At 64.3% G+C, this 19,480-nt stretch carries 21 protein-coding genes, 2 pseudogenes and 1 riboswitch; of the genes and pseudogenes, 21 read left to right on the forward strand and 2 right to left on the reverse strand.

Going from position 1 to position 19,480, the window contains the following annotated elements:
- Window positions 1–9: 9 nt before the first annotated feature.
- The gene (locus H2O14_RS22035) at window positions 10–1,383 is read right to left on the reverse strand and encodes a PLP-dependent aminotransferase family protein (RefSeq protein WP_182829584.1); all 1,374 of its coding nucleotides are present in this window, start codon (window positions 1,381–1,383) and stop codon (window positions 10–12) included.
- Between the two features lie 147 nt (window positions 1,384–1,530).
- Here H2O14_RS22035 and H2O14_RS22040 point away from each other — a divergent pair, with 147 nt between their 5' ends.
- The 21 genes and pseudogenes from H2O14_RS22040 (at window position 1,531) to H2O14_RS26865 (ending at window position 18,035) form a co-directional block, all read left to right on the forward strand.
- Window positions 1,531–3,027, forward strand: coding sequence for an extracellular solute-binding protein (locus tag H2O14_RS22040; protein WP_182829585.1), 1,497 nt, complete (start codon window positions 1,531–1,533; stop codon window positions 3,025–3,027).
- 98 nt (window positions 3,028–3,125) lie between these two features.
- Window positions 3,126–4,094, forward strand: a complete 969-nt coding sequence (locus tag H2O14_RS22045) for a carbohydrate ABC transporter permease (RefSeq protein WP_182829586.1) — start codon at window positions 3,126–3,128, stop codon at window positions 4,092–4,094.
- On the forward strand, window positions 4,091–4,951 hold the full coding sequence (locus H2O14_RS22050) for a carbohydrate ABC transporter permease (protein WP_182829587.1): 861 nt from the start codon (window positions 4,091–4,093) through the stop codon (window positions 4,949–4,951). The genes H2O14_RS22045 and H2O14_RS22050 overlap by 4 nt, the downstream gene beginning before the upstream one ends.
- Window positions 4,952–4,962: 11 nt before the next feature.
- On the forward strand, window positions 4,963–6,120 hold the full coding sequence (locus tag H2O14_RS22055) for an ABC transporter ATP-binding protein (RefSeq protein ID WP_182829588.1): 1,158 nt from the start codon (window positions 4,963–4,965) through the stop codon (window positions 6,118–6,120).
- Between the two features lie 7 nt (window positions 6,121–6,127).
- Window positions 6,128–7,657 carry an FGGY-family carbohydrate kinase gene (locus H2O14_RS22060; RefSeq protein WP_182829589.1) on the forward strand — a complete coding sequence of 510 codons (1,530 nt, stop codon included), beginning with the start codon at window positions 6,128–6,130 and terminating at the stop codon, window positions 7,655–7,657.
- Complete coding sequence (locus H2O14_RS22065; protein WP_182829590.1) at window positions 7,654–8,433, forward strand: FGGY family carbohydrate kinase; 780 nt, start codon at window positions 7,654–7,656, stop codon at window positions 8,431–8,433. The genes H2O14_RS22060 and H2O14_RS22065 overlap by 4 nt, the downstream gene beginning before the upstream one ends.
- Window positions 8,434–8,435: 2 nt before the next feature.
- A complete protein-coding gene (locus H2O14_RS22070; RefSeq protein WP_182829591.1) occupies window positions 8,436–9,200 on the forward strand; it encodes a xylulokinase in 765 nt (254 codons plus the stop codon).
- On the forward strand, window positions 9,197–9,874 hold the full coding sequence (locus tag H2O14_RS22075) for an HAD family hydrolase (protein WP_182829592.1): 678 nt from the start codon (window positions 9,197–9,199) through the stop codon (window positions 9,872–9,874). Before H2O14_RS22070 ends, H2O14_RS22075 begins: the two co-directional genes overlap by 4 nt.
- A gap of 53 nt (window positions 9,875–9,927) precedes the next feature.
- Window positions 9,928–10,778 (forward strand): annotated as a pseudogene (locus tag H2O14_RS22080) (SMP-30/gluconolactonase/LRE family protein).
- Between the two features lie 97 nt (window positions 10,779–10,875).
- Window positions 10,876–11,640 carry a transketolase gene (locus H2O14_RS22085; protein WP_182829593.1) on the forward strand — a complete coding sequence of 255 codons (765 nt, stop codon included), beginning with the start codon at window positions 10,876–10,878 and terminating at the stop codon, window positions 11,638–11,640.
- Between the two features lie 31 nt (window positions 11,641–11,671).
- Window positions 11,672–12,058, forward strand: a pseudogene (locus H2O14_RS27930) (transketolase family protein); the annotation flags it as partial.
- 224 nt (window positions 12,059–12,282) lie between these two features.
- Window positions 12,283–12,618 carry a transketolase C-terminal domain-containing protein gene (locus tag H2O14_RS27935; RefSeq protein WP_246697712.1) on the forward strand — a complete coding sequence of 112 codons (336 nt, stop codon included), beginning with the start codon at window positions 12,283–12,285 and terminating at the stop codon, window positions 12,616–12,618.
- 10 nt (window positions 12,619–12,628) lie between these two features.
- Window positions 12,629–13,432, forward strand: a complete 804-nt coding sequence (locus tag H2O14_RS22095) for an SDR family NAD(P)-dependent oxidoreductase (RefSeq protein WP_182829594.1) — start codon at window positions 12,629–12,631, stop codon at window positions 13,430–13,432.
- Window positions 13,416–13,952, forward strand: coding sequence for a 2,4'-dihydroxyacetophenone dioxygenase family protein (locus tag H2O14_RS22100; protein ID WP_312858690.1), 537 nt, complete (start codon window positions 13,416–13,418; stop codon window positions 13,950–13,952). The genes H2O14_RS22095 and H2O14_RS22100 overlap by 17 nt, the downstream gene beginning before the upstream one ends.
- A gap of 13 nt (window positions 13,953–13,965) precedes the next feature.
- A complete protein-coding gene (locus tag H2O14_RS22105) occupies window positions 13,966–15,090 on the forward strand; it encodes a glycerol dehydrogenase (RefSeq protein WP_182829595.1) in 1,125 nt (374 codons plus the stop codon).
- Between the two features lie 142 nt (window positions 15,091–15,232).
- A riboswitch (cobalamin riboswitch) is annotated at window positions 15,233–15,448 on the forward strand.
- A 59-nt stretch (window positions 15,449–15,507) separates the two neighbouring features.
- Window positions 15,508–16,167: an energy-coupling factor ABC transporter permease gene (locus H2O14_RS22110; RefSeq protein ID WP_281410053.1), complete on the forward strand. Its 660-nt coding sequence runs from the start codon at window positions 15,508–15,510 to the stop codon at window positions 16,165–16,167.
- Between the two features lie 2 nt (window positions 16,168–16,169).
- A complete protein-coding gene (locus H2O14_RS22115) occupies window positions 16,170–16,460 on the forward strand; it encodes an energy-coupling factor ABC transporter substrate-binding protein (RefSeq protein WP_182829597.1) in 291 nt (96 codons plus the stop codon).
- A gap of 3 nt (window positions 16,461–16,463) precedes the next feature.
- Complete coding sequence (locus tag H2O14_RS22120) at window positions 16,464–16,718, forward strand: hypothetical protein (protein WP_182829598.1); 255 nt, start codon at window positions 16,464–16,466, stop codon at window positions 16,716–16,718.
- A complete protein-coding gene (locus H2O14_RS22125; protein WP_182829599.1) occupies window positions 16,715–17,209 on the forward strand; it encodes a CbiQ family ECF transporter T component in 495 nt (164 codons plus the stop codon). The genes H2O14_RS22120 and H2O14_RS22125 overlap by 4 nt, the downstream gene beginning before the upstream one ends.
- Entirely contained in the window at window positions 17,206–17,736 is a 531-nt protein-coding gene (locus H2O14_RS26860) for an energy-coupling factor ABC transporter ATP-binding protein (protein WP_210275578.1), read from the forward strand. Before H2O14_RS22125 ends, H2O14_RS26860 begins: the two co-directional genes overlap by 4 nt.
- Window positions 17,724–18,035 carry a hypothetical protein gene (locus H2O14_RS26865; protein WP_210275579.1) on the forward strand — a complete coding sequence of 104 codons (312 nt, stop codon included), beginning with the start codon at window positions 17,724–17,726 and terminating at the stop codon, window positions 18,033–18,035. Before H2O14_RS26860 ends, H2O14_RS26865 begins: the two co-directional genes overlap by 13 nt.
- A gap of 153 nt (window positions 18,036–18,188) precedes the next feature.
- Here H2O14_RS26865 and H2O14_RS22135 read toward each other — a convergent pair whose 3' ends face one another.
- Window positions 18,189–19,454 (reverse strand): D-tagatose-bisphosphate aldolase, class II, non-catalytic subunit, encoded by a 1,266-nt coding sequence (locus H2O14_RS22135; RefSeq protein ID WP_182829600.1) that lies wholly within the window; start codon window positions 19,452–19,454, stop codon window positions 18,189–18,191.
- Between the last annotated feature and the right edge of the window lie 26 nt (window positions 19,455–19,480).

The raw sequence follows: 19,480 nt of genomic DNA on the forward strand, positions 1-19,480 counted from the left end.
CCTTATCTGTTATCCCTCGAAATTGCCCTTCGGCTGGGCGTTCAGCAGCCGTTCGAGCCGCTCGCAGGCCATCTGCAAGGTCTCGACCGACGAGGGCGAGCCGATCACCAGACGCACCGCATGCGGCATCGTCCGCCGCCCCACCATGAAACTGTGCGTCGGCGCGATCGACACGCCGAGGCCGGCGGCGGCGTTGACGAAATCTTCCGCCCGCCATTGTTCGGGCAGCGACAGCCAGACATGCGGACTGGCGACATGGGTGCGAGCGGCGCTGAGCATCGGAAAGGTCGCGAGCAGAGACAGGCGGCGAATGTTTTCCGCCTGCTGCCAGCGGATCATCGAATCCAGCCTGTTGTCCGCCACCCAGCGCATGCCGATCTCGACGGCGATCAGCGAGGCCGAACCGGTGGACATGCCGACGCCGGATTGCGTGCGCGCCACGTCGGCGAGCGGCGACACGAGACAGCCGACCTTCATGCCCGGCCCCGAGATTCGGCCGAGACTGGTGATGAAATGGGTGCGTTCGGGCGCGATCGCGGCGATGGGCGGCTCGTTGCCCTCGCTGAACAGCGTGCCGTAAATGTCGCTTTCGATGATCGGCAAATCGTGGCGGCGGGCGATCTCGGCGATGGCGATCCGCCGCTCGGCCGGCAACGTCGCATTGGTGGGGTTCTGCGCGCGCGGCGTCACATAGATGGCCGACACCGGATGATCGCGGCAGAGCTCCGCAAGGCTTTCCGGGATCATGCCGTTCTCGTCGATCGCCACGCCCACGAGTTTGCGGTCGAGATAGCTGGCCACCGATTTCATGCGCGGATCGGTGAGCTCCTCCGTCGCGATTGTCTCGCCGGCGTGGGTGAGCGTCGACAGAGCCGCCATGGTCGCATGTTGGCCGCCATTGGTGATGATCACCTGGCCTGCTGTCGTGGCGAGACCGAACCGCGCCAGCCAATTGGCCATGACCTCCCGGTGGCGCATCGTGCCAGCCGTGGGGCTGGCGCCGAGTAATTGCTGCGGATGATGCTCGGCGATGATCGTCTTCAGCGTGTCGGCGAGCGTGGTGTCGATATCCGGCACCGGCACCTTGTATGTCGAGAGGTCGATTGTTTCCGCCAGCGGCGCTTCAGACGAGGCGCTGACCATTCGCCCGCCGGCGATGAACGTGCCGCGCCCGACATGGCTGACGACGAAGCCCTGCTGTTCGAGCTGCGTATAGGCGCGACCCACCGTTGCGATTGCCACACCAAGCTGGTGTGACAATTCCCTCTGCGGAGGCAAGCGCTCGCCCGCCACGAGTTTTCGTCGCGCAATCGCATCGACGATCGCCGAGACGATCGCGGCATATCCAGGTTTTTCGCCGAATTGTATCTCTTTTATGCTCATGTAAGTAGGTCAATATTTCTATTGTCATAGATCAATAACATGGCTACCGTATTTGGGAAAGCAAATTCTGTCGATCGATGGTTGGAGGGCCGGAGATCAGCCAAGGCAGGATAGCTGACAAGCATTCGTTTCCAGGAGGAGAGAAACATGCATCGTATATTCAATCGCCCGAAATCCCAGGAAAGAGATCTCGACATTCTGTCGAGCGTCGATACCCGCGGCATCATTTCCCGCCGCGAGCTCATGCGCCGCGCCAGCCTGTTCGGCGCCGCCGCGACCCTGTCGACCTTCGGCGGAATTCTCAAGGCCGGCGCTCAGGAGGGCGGCGGCAAAGTGACCGTCGGTCTCGACTCCGGCGCGTTCACGCCGATCCTCAAGACCTTCGCGCCGGAATTCAAAAAGGCCACGGGCATCGAAGTCGAGTTCGCGTCCTACCCGCTCGGCAATATGTATGACCAGAACCTGCTGGCGCTGCGGCAGGGCACGGCGCGCTTCGACGCCTTCGACTTCTGGCCGAACTTCGTCGGCGACTTCGGCCCCTTCCTGACCCCGCTCGAAGAAGTAGGCTCGCTCGAGGAGCTCAACTTCGCCGATATCGCCAAGCCGTTCCAGCAGCTGAATTATTACGAGAACAAGCTGGTCGGCGTGATGATCGACGGCGACATGTTCATCAACACCTATCGCACCGACCTCTTCGAAAACGCCGAGGAGCAATCGGCCTTCAAGGCGAAATACGGCTACGACCTCGCTCCGCCCAAGGGCTATAAGGAATATCGCGACACCGCTGAATTCTTCACCCGCCCGGACAAGAACCTTTATGGCATGGTGGAAGTCACCAGCTTCTTCGTCTACGCCTTCTTCATCAACCAGCTCGTCCAGCTCGGTTCCGAAAAGGGCGTTCGCTATGGCGAACTGTTCGACGCAGAGATGAAGCCGCAGCTGTCAAACGAGATCGGCGAAGAAGCGCTGCGCCGCTATGCCGAAATGACCGCCTTCATGCCGAAGGATCTCGCCCAGGCCATGCCGTGGGATGTCGGCCGCCAGATCTTCTTCGAAGGCAAGGTTGCTCAGGCCAACTGGTGGACCGACATGCCCAAGGGCGCCGCCGATCCCAAGATCTCCAAGGTCGCCGGCAAGGTCAAATGCGCTAGAAGCTGGGGCGACGTCACCGTCCTGCCCTATGGCCGCGCCATGGGCATCGCCGCCAACTCGAAGAACAAGGAAGGCGCGTTCAAGGCGATCGCCTGGATGCAGCAATCGGTCAACGCCAATCGCTGGGTCGCCGAAACCTTCGAACAATCGCTGATGGATCCCTGGCGGATGAGCATGTTCGACGATCCCAAGAGCACCTTCCCGCTGCAGGCCGAGTCCGGCTTCGCCGACAACTTCGCCTCCGTCAGCAAGGAACTGCTCGCGAGCCCCAAGGCCTATCTCGACATCTCCATCCCCGGCACCAACCGCTACCTGGCTTCGATGATCCAGCATGTGCAGCGGGCGGTCACCGGCCAGGCGACGCCGAAGGAAGCGCTGGACGCGATGTCGACGGAGTTCGAGGAAACCACCGAGACCTATGGCCGCGATCGGCAGGTCGCCCATTACGACGAATATCGTCAGCGGATGATCAAGCAGGGCTACTGGTCCTGATCCTCCCCAGCCGCCTCCGGCGTTAGCCGGAGGCGTCCGATCGAACCGTGGAATCCCTGCGCGTGCGGGGATTCCGAACGCAGACCGGATGACCGACAATGGCATTTTCATCAACACCGACCACGGACGACGGCGCCGAGCGGCGCGCCACCTGGCTGTTGCTGGGCCCGGCGCTGGGCTTTCTGACGCTCATGTCGATCTGGCCCTTCGCCTATCTGATCTACGCGTCCTTCACCTCGTATCAGCTGGCGATCCCGATCCCGATCGAATGGGTCGGCGTCAAGAATTTCATGCGGGTCATGTCCAGCGCCCGTTTCTGGAGCAGTCTCGGCATAACCGCCGTCTTCGCGCTGATCGCCGTTCCCCTGCAGATCGCGCTGGGCCTCGCCTTGGCCATGCTGCTGAAATCCGTCACCCGCGGTCGCGATATCTACGCTTCGCTGTTTCTCATTCCCATGATGGTGGCGCCGATCGTGGTGGGCTTTTCGTGGAACCTGTTCCTCAACCCCATTTATGGCCCGCTCAACGCCTTCCTGAAGGGCCTCGGTCTTTCGCCGCCGGCCTGGGCGCAATCGCCGGACTGGGCTCTGCCGACCCTGGTTCTGGTCGACACCTGGCAGTGGACGCCCTTCGTGATGGTGGTGCTGCTCGCCGGCCTGCAGGCCATTCCGAAGCGGGTCTATGAGGCCGCGCGCGTCGATGGCTCCAGCCGTCTCCAGACGTTCTGGCACATCATGCTGCCGATGCTCGCGCCCTATATGACCGTCGCCTTCGTGCTGCGCTTCATCGACAGTTTCCGCGTCTTCGACATCATCTATATCCTGACGCGCGGCGGACCGGGCACGTCGACCCAGAACCTCGCTTATTACACCTATGACGTGGGCTTCGGCCGCTTCGAATTCGGCATGGCCGGCGCTCTGTCCATCATCCAGCTCGTGCTCCTGACCGTCGGCACCATGTCGATCCTGGCGCTCGCGAAACGCCGCGCCCAGCCGCCGCGCGAAGCGGAGCTGCCGCCCACCATCAAGCCCTTCCGGTCCACCGCCGCCATGGGAGCCAATTCATGAGCCCGACCGTGCTTCCCGCAGACGACGAGAAGACGTCCACCGCAGCTTGGGTGGCGATCGTGGCGCGCCATCTCGTCATCATCCTTCTTCTCGCACTGTTCCTGCTGCCGCTAGCCTGGCTGTTGCTCACCGCGTTCAAGCCCTATGCGGAACTGTTCAGCAGCCCGCCGAGCGTGATCCCCGTCAATCCAACCCTCGTGAATTTTTCCGAAGGCTGGTCCATCGGCGGCGGCAAGGGCATCATGGACAGCCTGATCGTCTCGTCGATCTCGACGCTGTTGTGCCTGCTGCTCGGCTTTCCAGCCGCCTATGGCCTGGCGCGACGCTTTCCGCCGCATGGCCAGCTCAGCTTCACCATTCTGTCGCTCAGGATGATGCCGCCGATCGTGCCGGTCATCGGCTTCTACCTGCTCTTTCAGGAACTCTCACTGTTCGACACCTATACGGGGCTGGTGATCGTCTACACCTTCATGAACCTGCCGCTGGTGATCTGGCTGCTCGCCGAGTTCATCCGCCAGATCCCGACCACCTATGAAGAAGCCGCGCGTATCGACGGCGCGCCCTGGCACCGTCTCGCCTGGGATGTGCTGCTGCCGCTTTCCGCGCCGGGCATCCTCACCGCCGGGATTCTCTCGATGATCTTCGCCTGGAACGAGTTCCTCTTCGCGCTCGTGCTGACAGGCGAACATGTGATCACGCTGCCCAAGGCGCTGGCCAGCTTCTTCCTCTTTCAACAGCCGAACTGGGGCCAGCTGGGCGCCATCGGCATCGTCGCGACGGCCCCGCTTCTCGTCCTGTCCTATTACATGCAGCGGTTCCTGATCCGCAGCTTCAGCGTCGAACTCGGCGGCCGGTAAGGAGTATTTCCATGGCAAAAGTCACCCTCTCTGGCCTCAACAAATGGTATGGCGGCGTCGTCCATGCCGTACAGGACATCTCCTTCGAAATCGCCGACGGCGAGTTCTTCGGCCTGCTCGGGCCCTCCGGCTCCGGCAAGACCTCGGTGCTGCGCATGCTTGCGGGCCTGGAAAGGCCGACCTCCGGCACGATCGCCTTCGACGGCGTTCCCGTGGAGCGCCAGACGCCGCAGGCCCGCAACGTCGCGATGGTGTTCGAGCAGAACGCGCTCTACCCGCATATGACCGCGCGGCAGAACATCTCCTACCCCTTGCGTATCAGGGGTCTCTCAAAGGGCGAGATCGACGCCAAGGTCGGCGAGGTCGCCGACATGCTCAACATCCGCCATTTGATCGATCGGCGCGCCTCGCAGATGTCGGGCGGACAGCAGCAGCGCGTCGCCATCGCCCGGGCGCTGGTGCGCCGGCCGAACCTGCTCTGCCTGGACGAGCCGATCGCCCATCTCGACACGCTGTTGCGCGCCCGTCTGCGCGGCGAACTCAAGCGCCTGCAGCGCTCGCTCGGCACCACATCCGTCATCGTCACTCATGATCCGATCGAGGCGATGACCATGACCGATCGGATCGCGGTGATGCGCGACGGTGTCATGCAGCAGATCGGCTCGGCCGATGAAATCTACAATCGCCCCGTCAACGCCTTCGTCGCCCAGTTCTTCGGCCTGCATTCGATGAATGTGCTCGAGATCGACCGGATTGGCGGCGACGCTGCCCTGTCGGGACACTGCGGCGGCGAGGCTGTCAGCCTGCCGGATCTCGTGCGCGGCCATGTCGGCGCGGATCGCAAGCTGGCGCTCGGCGCGCGGCCTGCGGGGGTCGCGGTTCATAAGCCCGGCGAGATGGCGCGCGACAGCAAGCGCCTGATGCTCTCGGGGCGCGTCTATGTCGCCGAACAGCTCGGCGATTCCCTGCTGGTCACCGTCCAGGCAGGGGAGACGACGCTGCAGGCGATGACCGCGCCCGACCGCCGCTTCGGCATCGACGAGCCGGTGGAAATCTCTGTTCGGGAGGACAGCCTTTACGTGTTCGAGGGCGCGGATCGCCGCACGGTCCGTCACGCCGCCGGCGCGAGCGGCGCCATCGTCGACCGTCTCCTGGCGAATTACGCGTGAGGCGGCGATGGAGTTCGTTCTAGGCATCGATAAGGGAACATCCGTCGTCAAGGCCGTGGTCTTCGACGAGGCGGGCGCGGCGCGCGGCCAGGCGCAGAGGCGCGTCGGCGTCCTGTCGCCACGGCCGGGCTGGCATGAAGAAGATCCCGACCAGACCTGGGACTTGACCGCGGCGGTCATTCGCGAGGCGATCGCCGGCGCAGGCATCGAGGCCAAAGACATCAAGGGCGTCGGCATCTCTGGCCATATGGGCGGCGCCTGGCTGATCGACGGCGAGGGACGGCCGACGCGCAACGCGATCTGCTGGCCGGACGAACGCGCTCAGCCCGAACAGATGGAAATCGAGCGCGCGGGAAAGATGCGGGAGATCTTCGCGATTTCCGGCAATGGCCTGATGCCCGGCATCACCGCCATGCTGCTCGGCTGGCTGTCGAAGCACGAGCCGCAAACCGTCGCCGGCACACGCCATGTTCTCTGCGCCAAGGATTATCTTCGCTTCCGGCTGACTGGCGACATCGGCACAGACCCGTCGGACGTCTCCTTTGTCCCCGGAGACATCGACGCGAGAGGATTCTCGAACCACGTCCTGGACCTCTGCGGCGCATCCGCCTGGATCGAGAAACTGCCGTCGATCCAGCCGTCCGAGGCGATTGCCGGAACCGTCACCCGCATGGCGGCTGAGCAGACGGGGTTGGCCGAGGGCACGCCTGTCGTCACCGGCCTGGGCGACGCCTGCGCCAATGCGCTGGGCGTCGGCGCGCTGTCACCCGGCGCAGCCCTGACCGTGCTCGGCACCAGCTGCCTCAATAGTCTCGTGACCGCAGGTCCTGATCGGGCGCCGGAGGGGCTCGGCTTCCTGTTCTCGATGCCCGGCGGCCATTATGTCCGCATCCTGCCCAACACATCGGGCACCATCGCCTTCGACTGGTTTCTCGACCGCTTCGGCGCGCCTCTGACCGCCGACGGCAAGCCGGATTTCACCGCGCTCGCCGCGCAAGCCGCGTCAGCCCCGATCGGCAGCCAGGGCGTGATCTTCATTCCCTATGTCAATGGCAGCGGCGTTCTCGCGCCCTTTCATGACGCCCAGGCGCGCGGCGGCTTCTTCGGCACGGGCAGCCACACGACCTATGATCACCTGTTGCGGTCGGTCTACGAAGGCCTCTGCTTCGCCACCCGAGACTGCTTCGATGCCATGACCACCCGTCCGCGGACTTTGACGCTGACAGGCGGCGGCGCACGCAGTCCCTTCTGGGCGCAGCTTTTCGCCGACGTGCTCGGGCTGCCGATCGAAACCGTCTCTGCAGAGGAATCCGGCGCCTTCGGCGTCGCGATGCTGGCCGGCGTCGCCACCGGCGTCTGGAAGGATCTGGACGAAGCCGCGGGCTGCAACAGGGTGACGGCGCGCTATGAGCCCGATGCCCAGCGCTCTGCAGACTATGACGACTGGTTCGGCCTCTATCAGGACGCGCGCGACGTCTACAGGCGCTATTCCGCGCGTCGCGCCGCGCTCAAGACAGGTCTGGAGGTCGTGGTATGAGCTATGTTCTCGGCATAGACAAGGGCACCACCACCACCAAAGCATCTATCTTCGATGTCGCCGATGGGCGCGTCGTCGCCACCGCGCGGCGCCCGACCACCTCCTTCCGCCCACGCCCGGAATGGCATGAGGAGGATATGGAGGGCACATACGACAATGTCGCCGCCGCGATCCGCGAGGCTCTCGCCTCCAGCGGCATCGCTGCGGCCGAGATCGTCGGCGTCGGCGTCTCCGGACATATGGGCGGATTGTGGGCGTTAGATGCCCATGGCAATCCCGCCGGCCCCGCCATCGCCTGGCCCGACAGCCGCGCCGCCGGTCTTCTCGATCGATGGAAGGCGGATCGGCGCGTAGATCGCCTGTTCCAGATCTCCGGCAATGCGCCGATCCCCGGCCTGCCGCTGGTGCTGCTCGCCTGGCTGAAGGAGAACGATCCCGAATTCTACGGGCGCATCGACAAGGTGATGCTCGCCAAGGACTATGTGAATTACCGGCTGACCGGCGTGATCGCCACGGACGAATCCGATCTGTCCTTCCTGCCCTGCGATATCCGCACGCGCGGCCCCTCGCGCGAACTTTTCGATCTCGCCGGTGTCAGTGACGCTTTCGACAAATTGCCGCTGGTTCTGGAAATCGGAGAGATCGTCGGGAGGGTGAGCGCGCAAGCGGCGGCCGAAACCGAGCTTCTGGAGGGAACGCCCGTCGTGACAGGCGCAGGCGACGCGGTGGCGGCCGCCATAGGCGCGTCGGCGCGCTCCGCGCCGGTCAGGCGGTGACGGTGATCGGCACGTCCTTCATGAACAATCTGACCGTCGATGCGCCGCTGTTCCAGCCCGAAGGCGTCGGCTTTCTCTTCCTGATGCCGGGCGGACGCTGGCAGCGGCTCATGTCCAACACCGGCGGCGGCTCGCTCTGCCTCGACTGGATAGTAGAGGCATTCGGCGCCAAAGCCTTCACCGGCGATGATCGTTTCGAAAAAGTGGAACGCGAGGCGCGCGCCGCGCCGCCGCTCGGCAACGGCCTCTTCATCCATCCCTATTTCAACACGTCGGGCATGACCGCGCCGCGGCATGATCCCCATGCGCGCGGCTCGATCTTCGGCCTCGACGTCAACACGTCGCCCGCAACGCTGGTCCGCGCGGTGATGGAAGGCGTCGCCTTTTCGATGGTCGATTGCTACGGCGCGCTCGATGCGCCGGTCGACGAAATTCTGATCACAGGCGGCGGGGCGCGCTCCCGTCTCTGGCGGGAAATCTGTGCCGCGGCCATGAACAGGCCGCTGGCGTCGCCCGAGGCGGAGGAGACCGGCGCCCTGGGCGTCGCTCTTCTGGCGGCCTGCGCTTCGGGCGCCTATCCGAGCCTCGAAGACGCCGCCCGCGCCATGGTGCGCATCGCCGAAACCGTGCAGCCCGATCCCTGCCTCTCCGAGCGCTACCGCGCCGCCTATCCGCTGTTCCGCGACCTCGGCGCGGATCTCCCCTCTCTACAAGCGGCGCGCGGCCTTGCTCGATCGCGCCCGCAAAGCATGAAAGCCTCGTCATGACAGCGTCCTCAAAGACCCACATCCTCTTCGATCTCGACGGGACCCTCGTTGACACCCGCGCGGCGGTGACGGAGTGCTATTCGATCGTGTTCCGCGAGGAACTGGGCTCGCCGTTTCCGCCGCCCGGTTTTCCAGTCGGCGAGCTTTTCGCCATGCGGCCGCCGGAAGTCTTCGCAAGCGTCGCGCCCGACAAGGTCGAAGTCCTGCATGCCGCCTATCGCGCCGCCTATCCCCGCTGCGCCTCTCTGGTGAAGGTCTTCGCCGGCGTCCGAGACCTGATCCTCGGCCTGCGCCAGTCCGGCCGCAAGCCTTCGATCGTTACAAACAAGGGGCTGGAGCGCACGCTGATCGATCTCAAGGTCGCCGATATTCCCGCCGACGCTTTCGAGGTCATCGTCACAGCGGAAGATACGATCGACCGCAAGCCGCATCCGGCGCCCATTCTGTTCGGCCTCGACAAGGCTGGGGCGGACGGGTCCGACGCCATCTATGTGGGCGACGGCCCGCAAGATGTGCTGGCGGCCCGCGCCGCCGGTCTCGACGCCGTCGCCGTCACTTACGGGTTTTACGCGAGCGAGACACTCGCTCAGCTCGAGCCAGACCATCTCGTCGACGACGTCGCGGGCCTCGCCCAGGCGCTCGGCGTCTCCATGCCTGCGGAGGTCGCAGGATGACGGATCTTACGGTTCTCACCGACGGACTAGCCTTTCCGGAAGGCCCGGTGCTGATGCCGGACGGCGCGATCGTTCTGACCGAAATCGCCTCCGGCCGCCTCACCCATGTGGCCGCGAACGGCGCCAAGACCACGCTCGCCGAAACCGGCGGCGGGCCGAACGGCCTTGCGCTCGGGCCCGACGGCTTTCTCTATGTCTGCAACAATGGCGGCTTCGAATGGATCCGCGGTCCCGATGGTCTGAGGCCGGTCGGCAAGGCCGCGGATTATTCCGGTGGTCGCATCGAGCGGGTCGATCCCGCGAGCGGCCGCGTCGAACGACTTTACGATCGCTGCGGCGATGTTGCCCTGTCGGCGCCGAACGACATCGTCTTCGACCGGCATGGCGGTTTCTATTTCACCGATCATGGCCACCGGAAGGGGCGCAGCCTCGAATTCGGCGCGGTCTATTACGCCAAGACCGATGGCAGCTTCATCCGCGAGATCGCCTTCCCGCTGATCGGCCCGAACGGCATTGGCTCTCGCCGGACGGCGGGAGGCTCTATGTCGCCGAGACGTCGTCAGGGCGGCTATGGTCCTGGCGGATCACCGCGCCCGGCGAAGTCGCAAAGCCGGACTGGCCGTCGCCCACAGGCGGGGATCTGGCGGCCGGGCTGCCGGGCTTCCAGCGCTACGACTCGCTGGCGGTGGAGGCGGACGGCAACATCGCCATCGCCACCTTGCGCTTCGGCGGCGTCGTCGTCGTCTCGCCTGAGGGCGCTGAGGTCGAGCGGGTTTCGATGCCCGACCCCTACACCACCAATCTCTGTTTCGGCGGGCCTGATATGCTCACCGCCTTCATCACCCTTTCCAGCAGCGGCCGTCTGGTCGCCAAGCCTTGGGCTCGACCCGGGCTCGCCCTTTAGCATTCAGAGGAGTTTCCTTCATGGCAGTCCTGAACCATCCCCCGCCGCGCCCGACATCGCGGCGCTGAAAGGCCGCGCGCTGAATTTGAGGCGCAAGATGATGGCCATGGCCAGCGGCAAGGGCGAAGGCTATATCGCCCAGGGCCTCGGCATGGCCGATTGCCTCGCGTCGCTCTACTTCCATGAAATGCGCTACGATCCGGAAAATCCGCAGTGGAAGGAGCGCGACCGCTTCGTCCTCTCCACCGGCCACTATTCGATTGCCATGTATGCGGTCCTGGCCGAAGCCGGCATCCTCTCCGCCGACGAACTGACGACCTATGGCCTCAACGGCTCGCGGCTGCCGATGAGCACCTTCGACGATATTCCCGGCGTCGAAATGGTCGGCGGCTCGCTCGGCCACGGCCTCGGCCAGGCGGTCGGCATGGCGCTCGGGCTCAGGCTCGACGGCTCCTCGGGTCGCGTCTTCTGCGAATTCTCCGACGGCGAACTGCAGGAAGGTTCGACCTGGGAGGCCGCGATGGGCGGCGCCACCTTCAAATGCGACAACCTCGTCGCGATCATCGATTGCAACGGCATCCAGGCCGATGGCCCCGTGACGGTGCGGATCGAGCCGGTGGCTGACAAGATGACCGCCTTCGGCTGGGAGACGCTGGAGATCAACGGCAATGACATGGAAGCGCTGGTCGACGCGCTCGCCAGGCTGAGAACACCCAACGGTAAGCCCAAATGCATCGTGCAACGCACCACGCCCGGCGCGGGCGTGCCCACCATCATGGCCCGCGATCGGGCGCATTTCGTGCGCATCGACAATTCCGAATGGACCGCGCTGATCGACGAACTGGAGAGAGAACATGCCTGAGACACAGACCGTGAGCGGCCGCACGCGCGGCATGGGCGAAATCGTCGACGTCGCCGGCAAGGTCACCGAACTCGCCCCCTTCGGCAATACGCTGGCGGAACTGGCGCGGGAGCGGCCGGAGATCGTCGGGCTGACCGCAGACATGGGCCGCTACAGCGATATCCTGCCGTTTCGCGACGCTCATCCCACGAGGTTCTTCAATGTCGGCATGGCCGAGCAGAACCTGATCATGATGGCCGCCGGGCTCGCAAAGACCGGCAAGATCGCCTATTGCACCACCTATTCGGTGTTCATCACGCGCCGCGCCTATGATTTCGTGGCGATCGCCTGCGCCCATTCCATGGCCAATGTGAAGATCTTCGCCGGCATGCCGGGGCTGGTCAACGGCTATGGCGCGACCCATCAGGCGACCGAAGACCTCAACATGATGCGCGGGATCGCCGATCTCACCATCATCGACCCTGCGACGCCACCGAACTCAAGCAGGTGGTGCGCGCCGTCGCCGACATTCCCGGCACGGTCTATGTCCGCAATCTGCGCGGCAAGGTGCCCGTCGAACTCGACGCCGACTATCGCTTCGAACTCGGCAAAGCCAAGGTGCTCAGGCCGGGCCGCGATGTCGGGATCATTTCTACCGGCTATATGTCGGCGCGGGGATTGGACGCCGCCACAGCCGCTCAGGCGCAGGGCGTCGACGCCGGCGTCTTGCATGTCTCCACCATCAAGCCGTTCGACAAAGCGGGCGTCCTGGATTTTGCGCGCCGCTTCGAGCGCCTGATTGTCGCCGAAAACCACAAGACCTCGGGCGGGCTGACGTCGCTGGTCGTCGAGGCGCTTTACGAGGCCGGCATGGTCAAGCCGCTCGTCAAGATCGGCCTCGAAGACAGTTTCTTCGAATGCGGCTCGCAAGAATATCTCGAGGCGAAATACGGCGTCGACACGCCGCGCTTCATCCGCGCCATCGTCGACGGCAAGTGAGGAGGCGGTCATGCAACTCGAAAACCGGATCGCCCTGGTCACCGGCGCCGCGAGCGGCCTCGGCCTCGCCACCGCTACCGCGTTTGCGCGCGAAGGCGCGACCGTCGTCATCAACGACCTGCGCCTGGAGGCCGCCGAAGCGGCCGCCTCGGCGCTGGGCGAGAAGCATTTCGCCGTGAGCGGCGACGTCTCCAGCGAAGAGGCGGTCAAGGCGATGGTGGAGACGGTGCTCGCCCGCTTCGGACGCATCGATATTCTCGTCAACAATGCCGGCATGCCCGACAGTTTCACGCCCACGGTGGATCAGACGCTCAGTCACTGGCAGCGCCTGATCGACGTGCATCTGACCGGCACCTATCTCGTCTCTAAGATTGTGGCGCCGTCGATGATCGCGCAACGGTCGGGCGTGATCCTCAATCTCAATTCCATCGCCGGGCTGATGGGCCTGCCGGTCCGCACCGCCTATTCCGCCGCCAAAGCCGGCATCGGCATGTTGACCCAGGTGCTGGGCTGCGAATGGGGTCCTTACAATGTTCGCGTCAACGCGGTGGCGCCCGGCTACATGATGACGCCGCTCACCGAAAAGCTCATCGCCGAAGGCAAGATCGACGAGAAGCGCATTCGTCGCCGTACGCCGATGGGCAAGATGGGCACGGCCGAAGACATCGCCGAGGCCATGGTGTTCCTGGCCTCCGACAGGGCCAAGTTCATCACCGCGATCACGCTGCCGGTCGACGGCGGCTATTGTTCCTGGGGGCGCCATCCGACGCCTTCCCGCTCGACTGAGGAGCGACGCGATGACCACGAACCTTGACACGCCGCGCCCGGAAGCCCGCATGGATGCGAGCAAGATCGCCTATCGCCAGCCGCAACCCTTCGGAATGATGTCGGACATCTTTTTGGGCGACGGCCTCGACCTCGACGCTGACGAGCGCCTCTGGATCCCGCAGGCCGAGGGCGTCTCGTTCCGGCCGCTCGTGCTGTCTTTGAGCCAGGGCTATTACGTCAATTTGCTCCGGGTTCGAAAAGCGGGCGTGCTGTCGCGGCACCGCCATAGCGGCCCCGTTCACGCCTTCACGCTGCGGGGGCGCTGGCGCTATCTCGAACATGACTGGGAGGCGACGCCGATGAGCTACGCCTTCGAGCCGCCCGGCGAAACGCATACGCTGGTCGTGCCGGAGGATGTCGGCGAGATGATCACGCTGTTTCATGTCACCGGCGGCTACGTCTATGTCGACCCCGACGGCGTGGCGCTCGGCTATGAAGACGTATTTCCAAACTCGCCGCCGCCCGCCGGCATTATAGCCAGAACGGGCTCGGGGTCGATCGGCTGATGGAGTTGGTCAAGTGAGCCTCAGGATCTTCGGCGGACCGCATCGTTATCTTCAGGGTCCGGGCGCGCTGGATGAGCTCGGCCGCCTTGCCAGGCCGTTCGGGACCAACCCGGCGATCATCGCCGACGCCTTCGTGCTCGATCTTCTCAAGGATCGACTCGAGACGCTTTTGGCGGCGGAAGGACTGACGCCGATCATCCTGCCGTTTTCCGGCGAGATCACCTATCCCGCCATCGACGCGCTCGAGGCGGCGCTGTCAGGTCAACGTCCTTCACTTGCGATCGGCATCGGCGGCGGAAAATCGCTCGACGCCGCCAAGGGACTGGCGCGCAAGCTCGGCCTCGACGTGATCACCGTGCCGACCATCGCCTCCAACGACAGCCCGACCAGCAGCGCCATCGCCATGTATGACGATCATCACGTGATGATCTCGGTCGATCGTCTCGCCCGTTCTCCGGAAGCCGTGATCGTCGATACGACCCTCATCGCGCGGGCGCCGCGGCACTTCCTGCTGGCCGGAATCGGCGACGCCGTCGCCAAGAAATTCGAGGCTGAAGGCTGCCTGAACGGCAGCGGTGTCACACCCTTCGGCACGAGACCGCTCGTCTCGGCCGCGGTTATCGCCGACGCCTGCTATCAGACGCTGCGCCGCTCTGCGCAGACCGCGATGATGGATCTCGACGCGGGCAGAGTGACCCAAGCCCTCGAAGACACGATCGAGGCGACGATCCTGATGAGCGGCCTCGGCTTCGAAAATGGCGGGCTGTCGCTGGCCCACAGCCTCACCCGCGGCCTGGTGAAAGCCAGGGGCGCCAAGGACGCGATCCACGGCCAGCATGTCGCCTGGGGCGCGCTGGTGCAACTCGCGGCCGAAGGCCGCCGGGGCGAACTCCAATCGCTCGTCGCCTTCAACGGTTCGATCGGTCTCGCCACGTCGCTCGGCGATCTCGGCATGAGCGATCCAACCAAGGCGGAGATCGAGGACCTCGCTCGCTGGACCCTGACGGCTCCTCATCTCGGCAATATGCCCAATCCGGTGAATGTCGAGACGATCATGCTGGCCATCGAACACGTCGAAGAGCTTGCGCACCATATGGACCGGCGGGGCCCGTCGCGTGATCGAGCCGTCGCCCGCTAGACGCGCCTTTGTCCGACGCAGTTTACTCGTCTCGTCACCCGCTTTCGGGAAGCGGTGTGGAATGTCGCGCGTTTCCAGACGGCTCGCGCAGGCCCGAATTCATTCTGCTGACGTTTAGATATTGTGTTTTCGACGAGTCGAGCATAGTGATTTCCGGGATGGTTCCGCCTGACTTGAAGAAGGGTGGATCAAAAGGGAACACGGTGAGGACTACCCATCAGGGGCCGAGACCGTGGCTGCCCCCGCAACTGTGAGCGGTGAGCGACATCCATTATGCCATTGGCTGCTTGTCGGCTGATAAGGCGGATCGAGCCATGACCCGCGAGCCAGGATACCTGCCATCGCTGGGCCACGACATTCCGTGGCGACTTTATCAAGCTGCGCGGTGGGCGTGGTTGAGGGCGTGTTATGCATATTATGGAAGGATATTTGCCGGCCGCGCATGCGGTTGGCTGGGGCGTGGTGTCCGCGCCATTCGTGATCTATGGGGCGAGGCGCATTGTAAAGCTCGTCCGGGAAAAGCCCGAGATCAAGCTGTTGATGGCGGCTTCGGGCGCTTATGTGTTCATCCTGTCGGCTTTGAAAATCCCGTCTGTGACGGGCAGTTGCTCCCATCCGACAGGCACCGGGCTTGCGGCGTCGCTGTTCGGGCCGACGGTGACGACGGTTCTCGGGACGATCGTCCTGTTGTTCCAGGCGCTTCTTCTCGCCCATGGCGGCCTGACCACGCTGGGCGCCAACATATTCTCCATGGCCATCGTCGGTCCCTTCGTCGCCTATGGCATCTTCAAAGGGGTGTCCGGAGCAGGATTCAGCGGCGCGATCGCGATTTTTCTGGCCGCGACGCTCGGCGATCTCGCCACCTATGTGACGACGTCGCTGCAGCTTGCGCTGGCGTTCCCCGATCCGGTCTCCGGCATGGCGGGCGCCGCGGCGAAGTTTCTCGGCATTTTCGCGCTGACCCAGGTGCCGCTTGCCATCAGCGAGGGTCTGCTGACCGTGATCGTGTACAATCTCCTGCAGCGCTACAGCCGCGGCGAGATGAATGCACTCAATATCCTGAACGCGAAGGCCTGATCATGCTGAAACGTAATCTATGGCTCCTGCTGGCCGTCATCGTCCTGGCAATTCTGCCGCTCGTCATCCATCACGGCGGAGACGCCGAATTCGGCGGCTCCGATGGCGAGGCCGAAGCGGTCATCACGCAAATCCGACCCGATTATCAGCCATGGGCTACGCCGCTTTGGGAACCGCCGAGCGGCGAAATCGAAAGCCTGTTGTTTGCCTTGCAGGCTGCGATCGGCGCCGGGTTGATCGGGTTCTATTTCGGACGCCGCACATCGCCGGCCAAGCGTTCCGATTCGCACTGAGTCATGCGCGCGATCGATCGCTGTGCGCAGACCAATCGCTGGCGGCGTCACGCCGCTGGCGAGAAGCTCTTTCTCTCATTGGGCGTCATGGCCCTTTCGCTCTTGTCGGCGGGATGGTCCACACAGGCCGCCGTGCTCCTGGCGATGCTGGCGCTGACGCATTTCGGCGCCGGTATAGCTTGGCGCGACATAGCCGGCGCGGCGCGGATCCCGCTGCTCTTCATCGCAACCGGCGGCGTGGCGCAGCTTTTTCCGTGACAGTGGTCGGATACGTCCCTCACATCGCGCTGGTTTCCGACGAGGGAATTGGCCAAGCCTGTTTCGTCGCTCTCAGAAGCAGCGCCTGTGTTTGCTGTTTGCTGTTTCTCGCGCTCACCACGCCGCTTCCGAGTATTCTTCAACTCTTGCAGCGGAAGGGCTTGAACGCGGAAATATGCGATATCGCCATGGTGATGTTCCGGATCATCTGGGTCTTGCTGGATTGTCTGAACGCCGGTCGGCAATCGCTCGATGCTCGACTGGGTTACACAGGAAAACGGCGCATGCTGAAATCGAACGGGCTGTTGCTCGCGTCTCTGCTGCCGCGCGTCTTCGCGCGCGCTCGGCGCATGGAGACGGGTTTGGCCGCCAGGGGCTATACGGGCCGGCTGGATTTTATCTCCGTGGAGAAACCCGCGTCGCGCATCAGACTGCTGGTGATCGGCATGATTCTTCTGGTTTTCTACGTCTTGTCACGGTGGATAGGATGATACTCGAAGCTCGGAAAATCGGGTTCAGATACGAGGATGGCACGCGCGCGCTGGATGACGTCTCGCTCCGCATCGTGCGGCGGCAGAAGCTCGTCATCCTGGGAGCCAACGGCGCTGGAAAATCGAGCCTCATGTCGCTCCTAAATGGCTCGTTCAAACCCTCCGCAGGCGAGGTCCTGTTGAATGGCGAGCCCGTCGCCTATGACCGCAAAGGCCTGACGCTGCTCAGATCACAGGTCGGGCTGGTCCTGCAGGATCCCGATGATCAATTGTTCGCCGCCACGGTCTTCGAGGACGTCTCCTTCGGACCTCTCAATCTCGGTCTGTCCGCCGACGAGGCCCGGCTCCGGGTCGCAAATGCTCTGGACGCGATGGAAATTTCGGACCTGTCGCATCGTCCGACACACATGTTGAGTTTCGGCCAGCGGAAGCGAGTGGCGATCGCGGGGATTCTCGCCATGTCGCCGTCGGTTCTGCTTCTCGACGAACCCACTGCCGGGCTCGATCCGAGGGGGTGGAGGATCTGACGAGAACGCTCGATACGTTGGCGGCAAAGGGTATCGCCGTCGTTCTCGCCACGCATGACATGGATGTCGCTTACGCCCTGGCCGACCGTGTCGCGGTCTTCGCCGCGGGCAGGGTGCTGATGGAGGGCGCGCCCGACGCCGTGTTCGGCCAGGCCGATTTCTGCGAGCGCAGTGGTTTGCGGCTGCCCAACATATTCCAGGTCGCCAGCGGTTTGAAAGACCTGGGGCTGCTGCCGAGCGATGGCGACTTGCCCCGCTCCGTGGATGAATTGCTCAGGCTCGTGTCCGCTCCGCGCTGATTGCAGAGTCGTCGTTCATTCGGAAAGATCGATCTCGACCTGCGGGCGTTACCATTCGCATCGGCCCGGCGATGGCGGCTTAGCTTTGGGGTTCGCGCATGTCGCGACAGAGACCGCCGGGCGGACGCGCGCATGCGTCCGCCGTCGCATCGATCAGCTCTGGCCGCAAGCAGCCGCGTAGATCCGCAGCATGCGCGTGACGGCGGCGCGCGCCAGCGATCGGGCCGTGGGTGCGGTGAGGCCCGTCCGCACTTCCGGCCATGCCGCCGCGAGGTGTTGGCTGATCAGCGTTTCCGGCAAAGCCTTGTCTCCGAGCCTCTTCATCAGCGCGTCGATAGCGGCTTTCGCTTCCGGCAAGGCCCAGTAGTAGCGGATGCGGTCGGAATAGCTGAAATGGCGATGCAATGCCTGCTCTTCAGCGGTCCCGGGATAGTATTTCGCCCAATGGCCGGGCTGGCGGAGCATCAGCGCTTCCATGGCCGGCTTGAGCGACAGTGCGTCGCCGTCCAGTTCCGCCGCGATGGCGTCGAGACCATAAAGCGCCTCGCGCAACGCGAAAGTGAGGCCCGGCCCGACCTTGAGGATGGAAAAGCCGTCGACGACCAGCGCTCGAAGATCGGCTCCTGTCTGATAATCGGTGGAATGGGCTTCGAAAACGAGACCCGGGAGATCCGCCAGGCGTCGCGACAGCGCCTGGGCGGCTTCGGGAACATAGGACACGACATTCTGATTGCCGAATTCGACGCCGGGCTGGACGACAAGGCCGATGACGCGTTCGAAGGCCTCGTCCAGGCCGGCGCCCGCAAAGGCCCGGCGATGAATGTCGACGGTCGCCTCGGCGGCGTCGGGCGACGTCACGTCGAGATGCTCGACCTCTTCGAGCGCCCCGCCGGGAACGGGCACTTCCGTGCCGATGACATAGACCGGTCTGCCGGTAGAGTGTTTTTCGGCGACGGCGGCGAGGCGGGCGGCGCGAGCGGCGGTGTGTTCGTCGTCCAGGGCCGGCGGCTCGCCGGCGCAGCCCATCGAGCAATCGAGATGGATCTTTTCAAAGCCCGCCGCCGCATAGGCCGCCACCATCGCCTCGGCCTTTTCCATCGCCGCCTCGGGGCTCAGATGCTTCCAGGGATTTGGTCCGAGATGATCTCCGCCGAGAATCAGTCTGTCGAGATCAAAGCCGGTTTCGCCGGCGATGCGTTCGACGAAGCGGCGAAAATCGCCAGGGGTCATGCCGGTGTAGCCGCCATCCTGATTGACCTGGTTGCACGTGGCTTCGATGAGCACGGACTGGCCCGTGTCCCGGCCCAGCCTCAGCGCAGCGCCGATCACCTCGGGATGCGCGGAGCACACCGACGTGATGCCGACAGCCCGTCCCTCGCGGTGAAGACGGGGCAGAGACGTAAGGGCGGTCGTGGACATCGGCAGGCTCCATCGCTCGGTGGCAT

It is taken from the genome of Rhizobium sp. G21 (assembly GCF_014158035.1).
Taxonomy (GTDB): Bacteria; Pseudomonadota; Alphaproteobacteria; order Rhizobiales; family Rhizobiaceae; genus Rhizobium_E.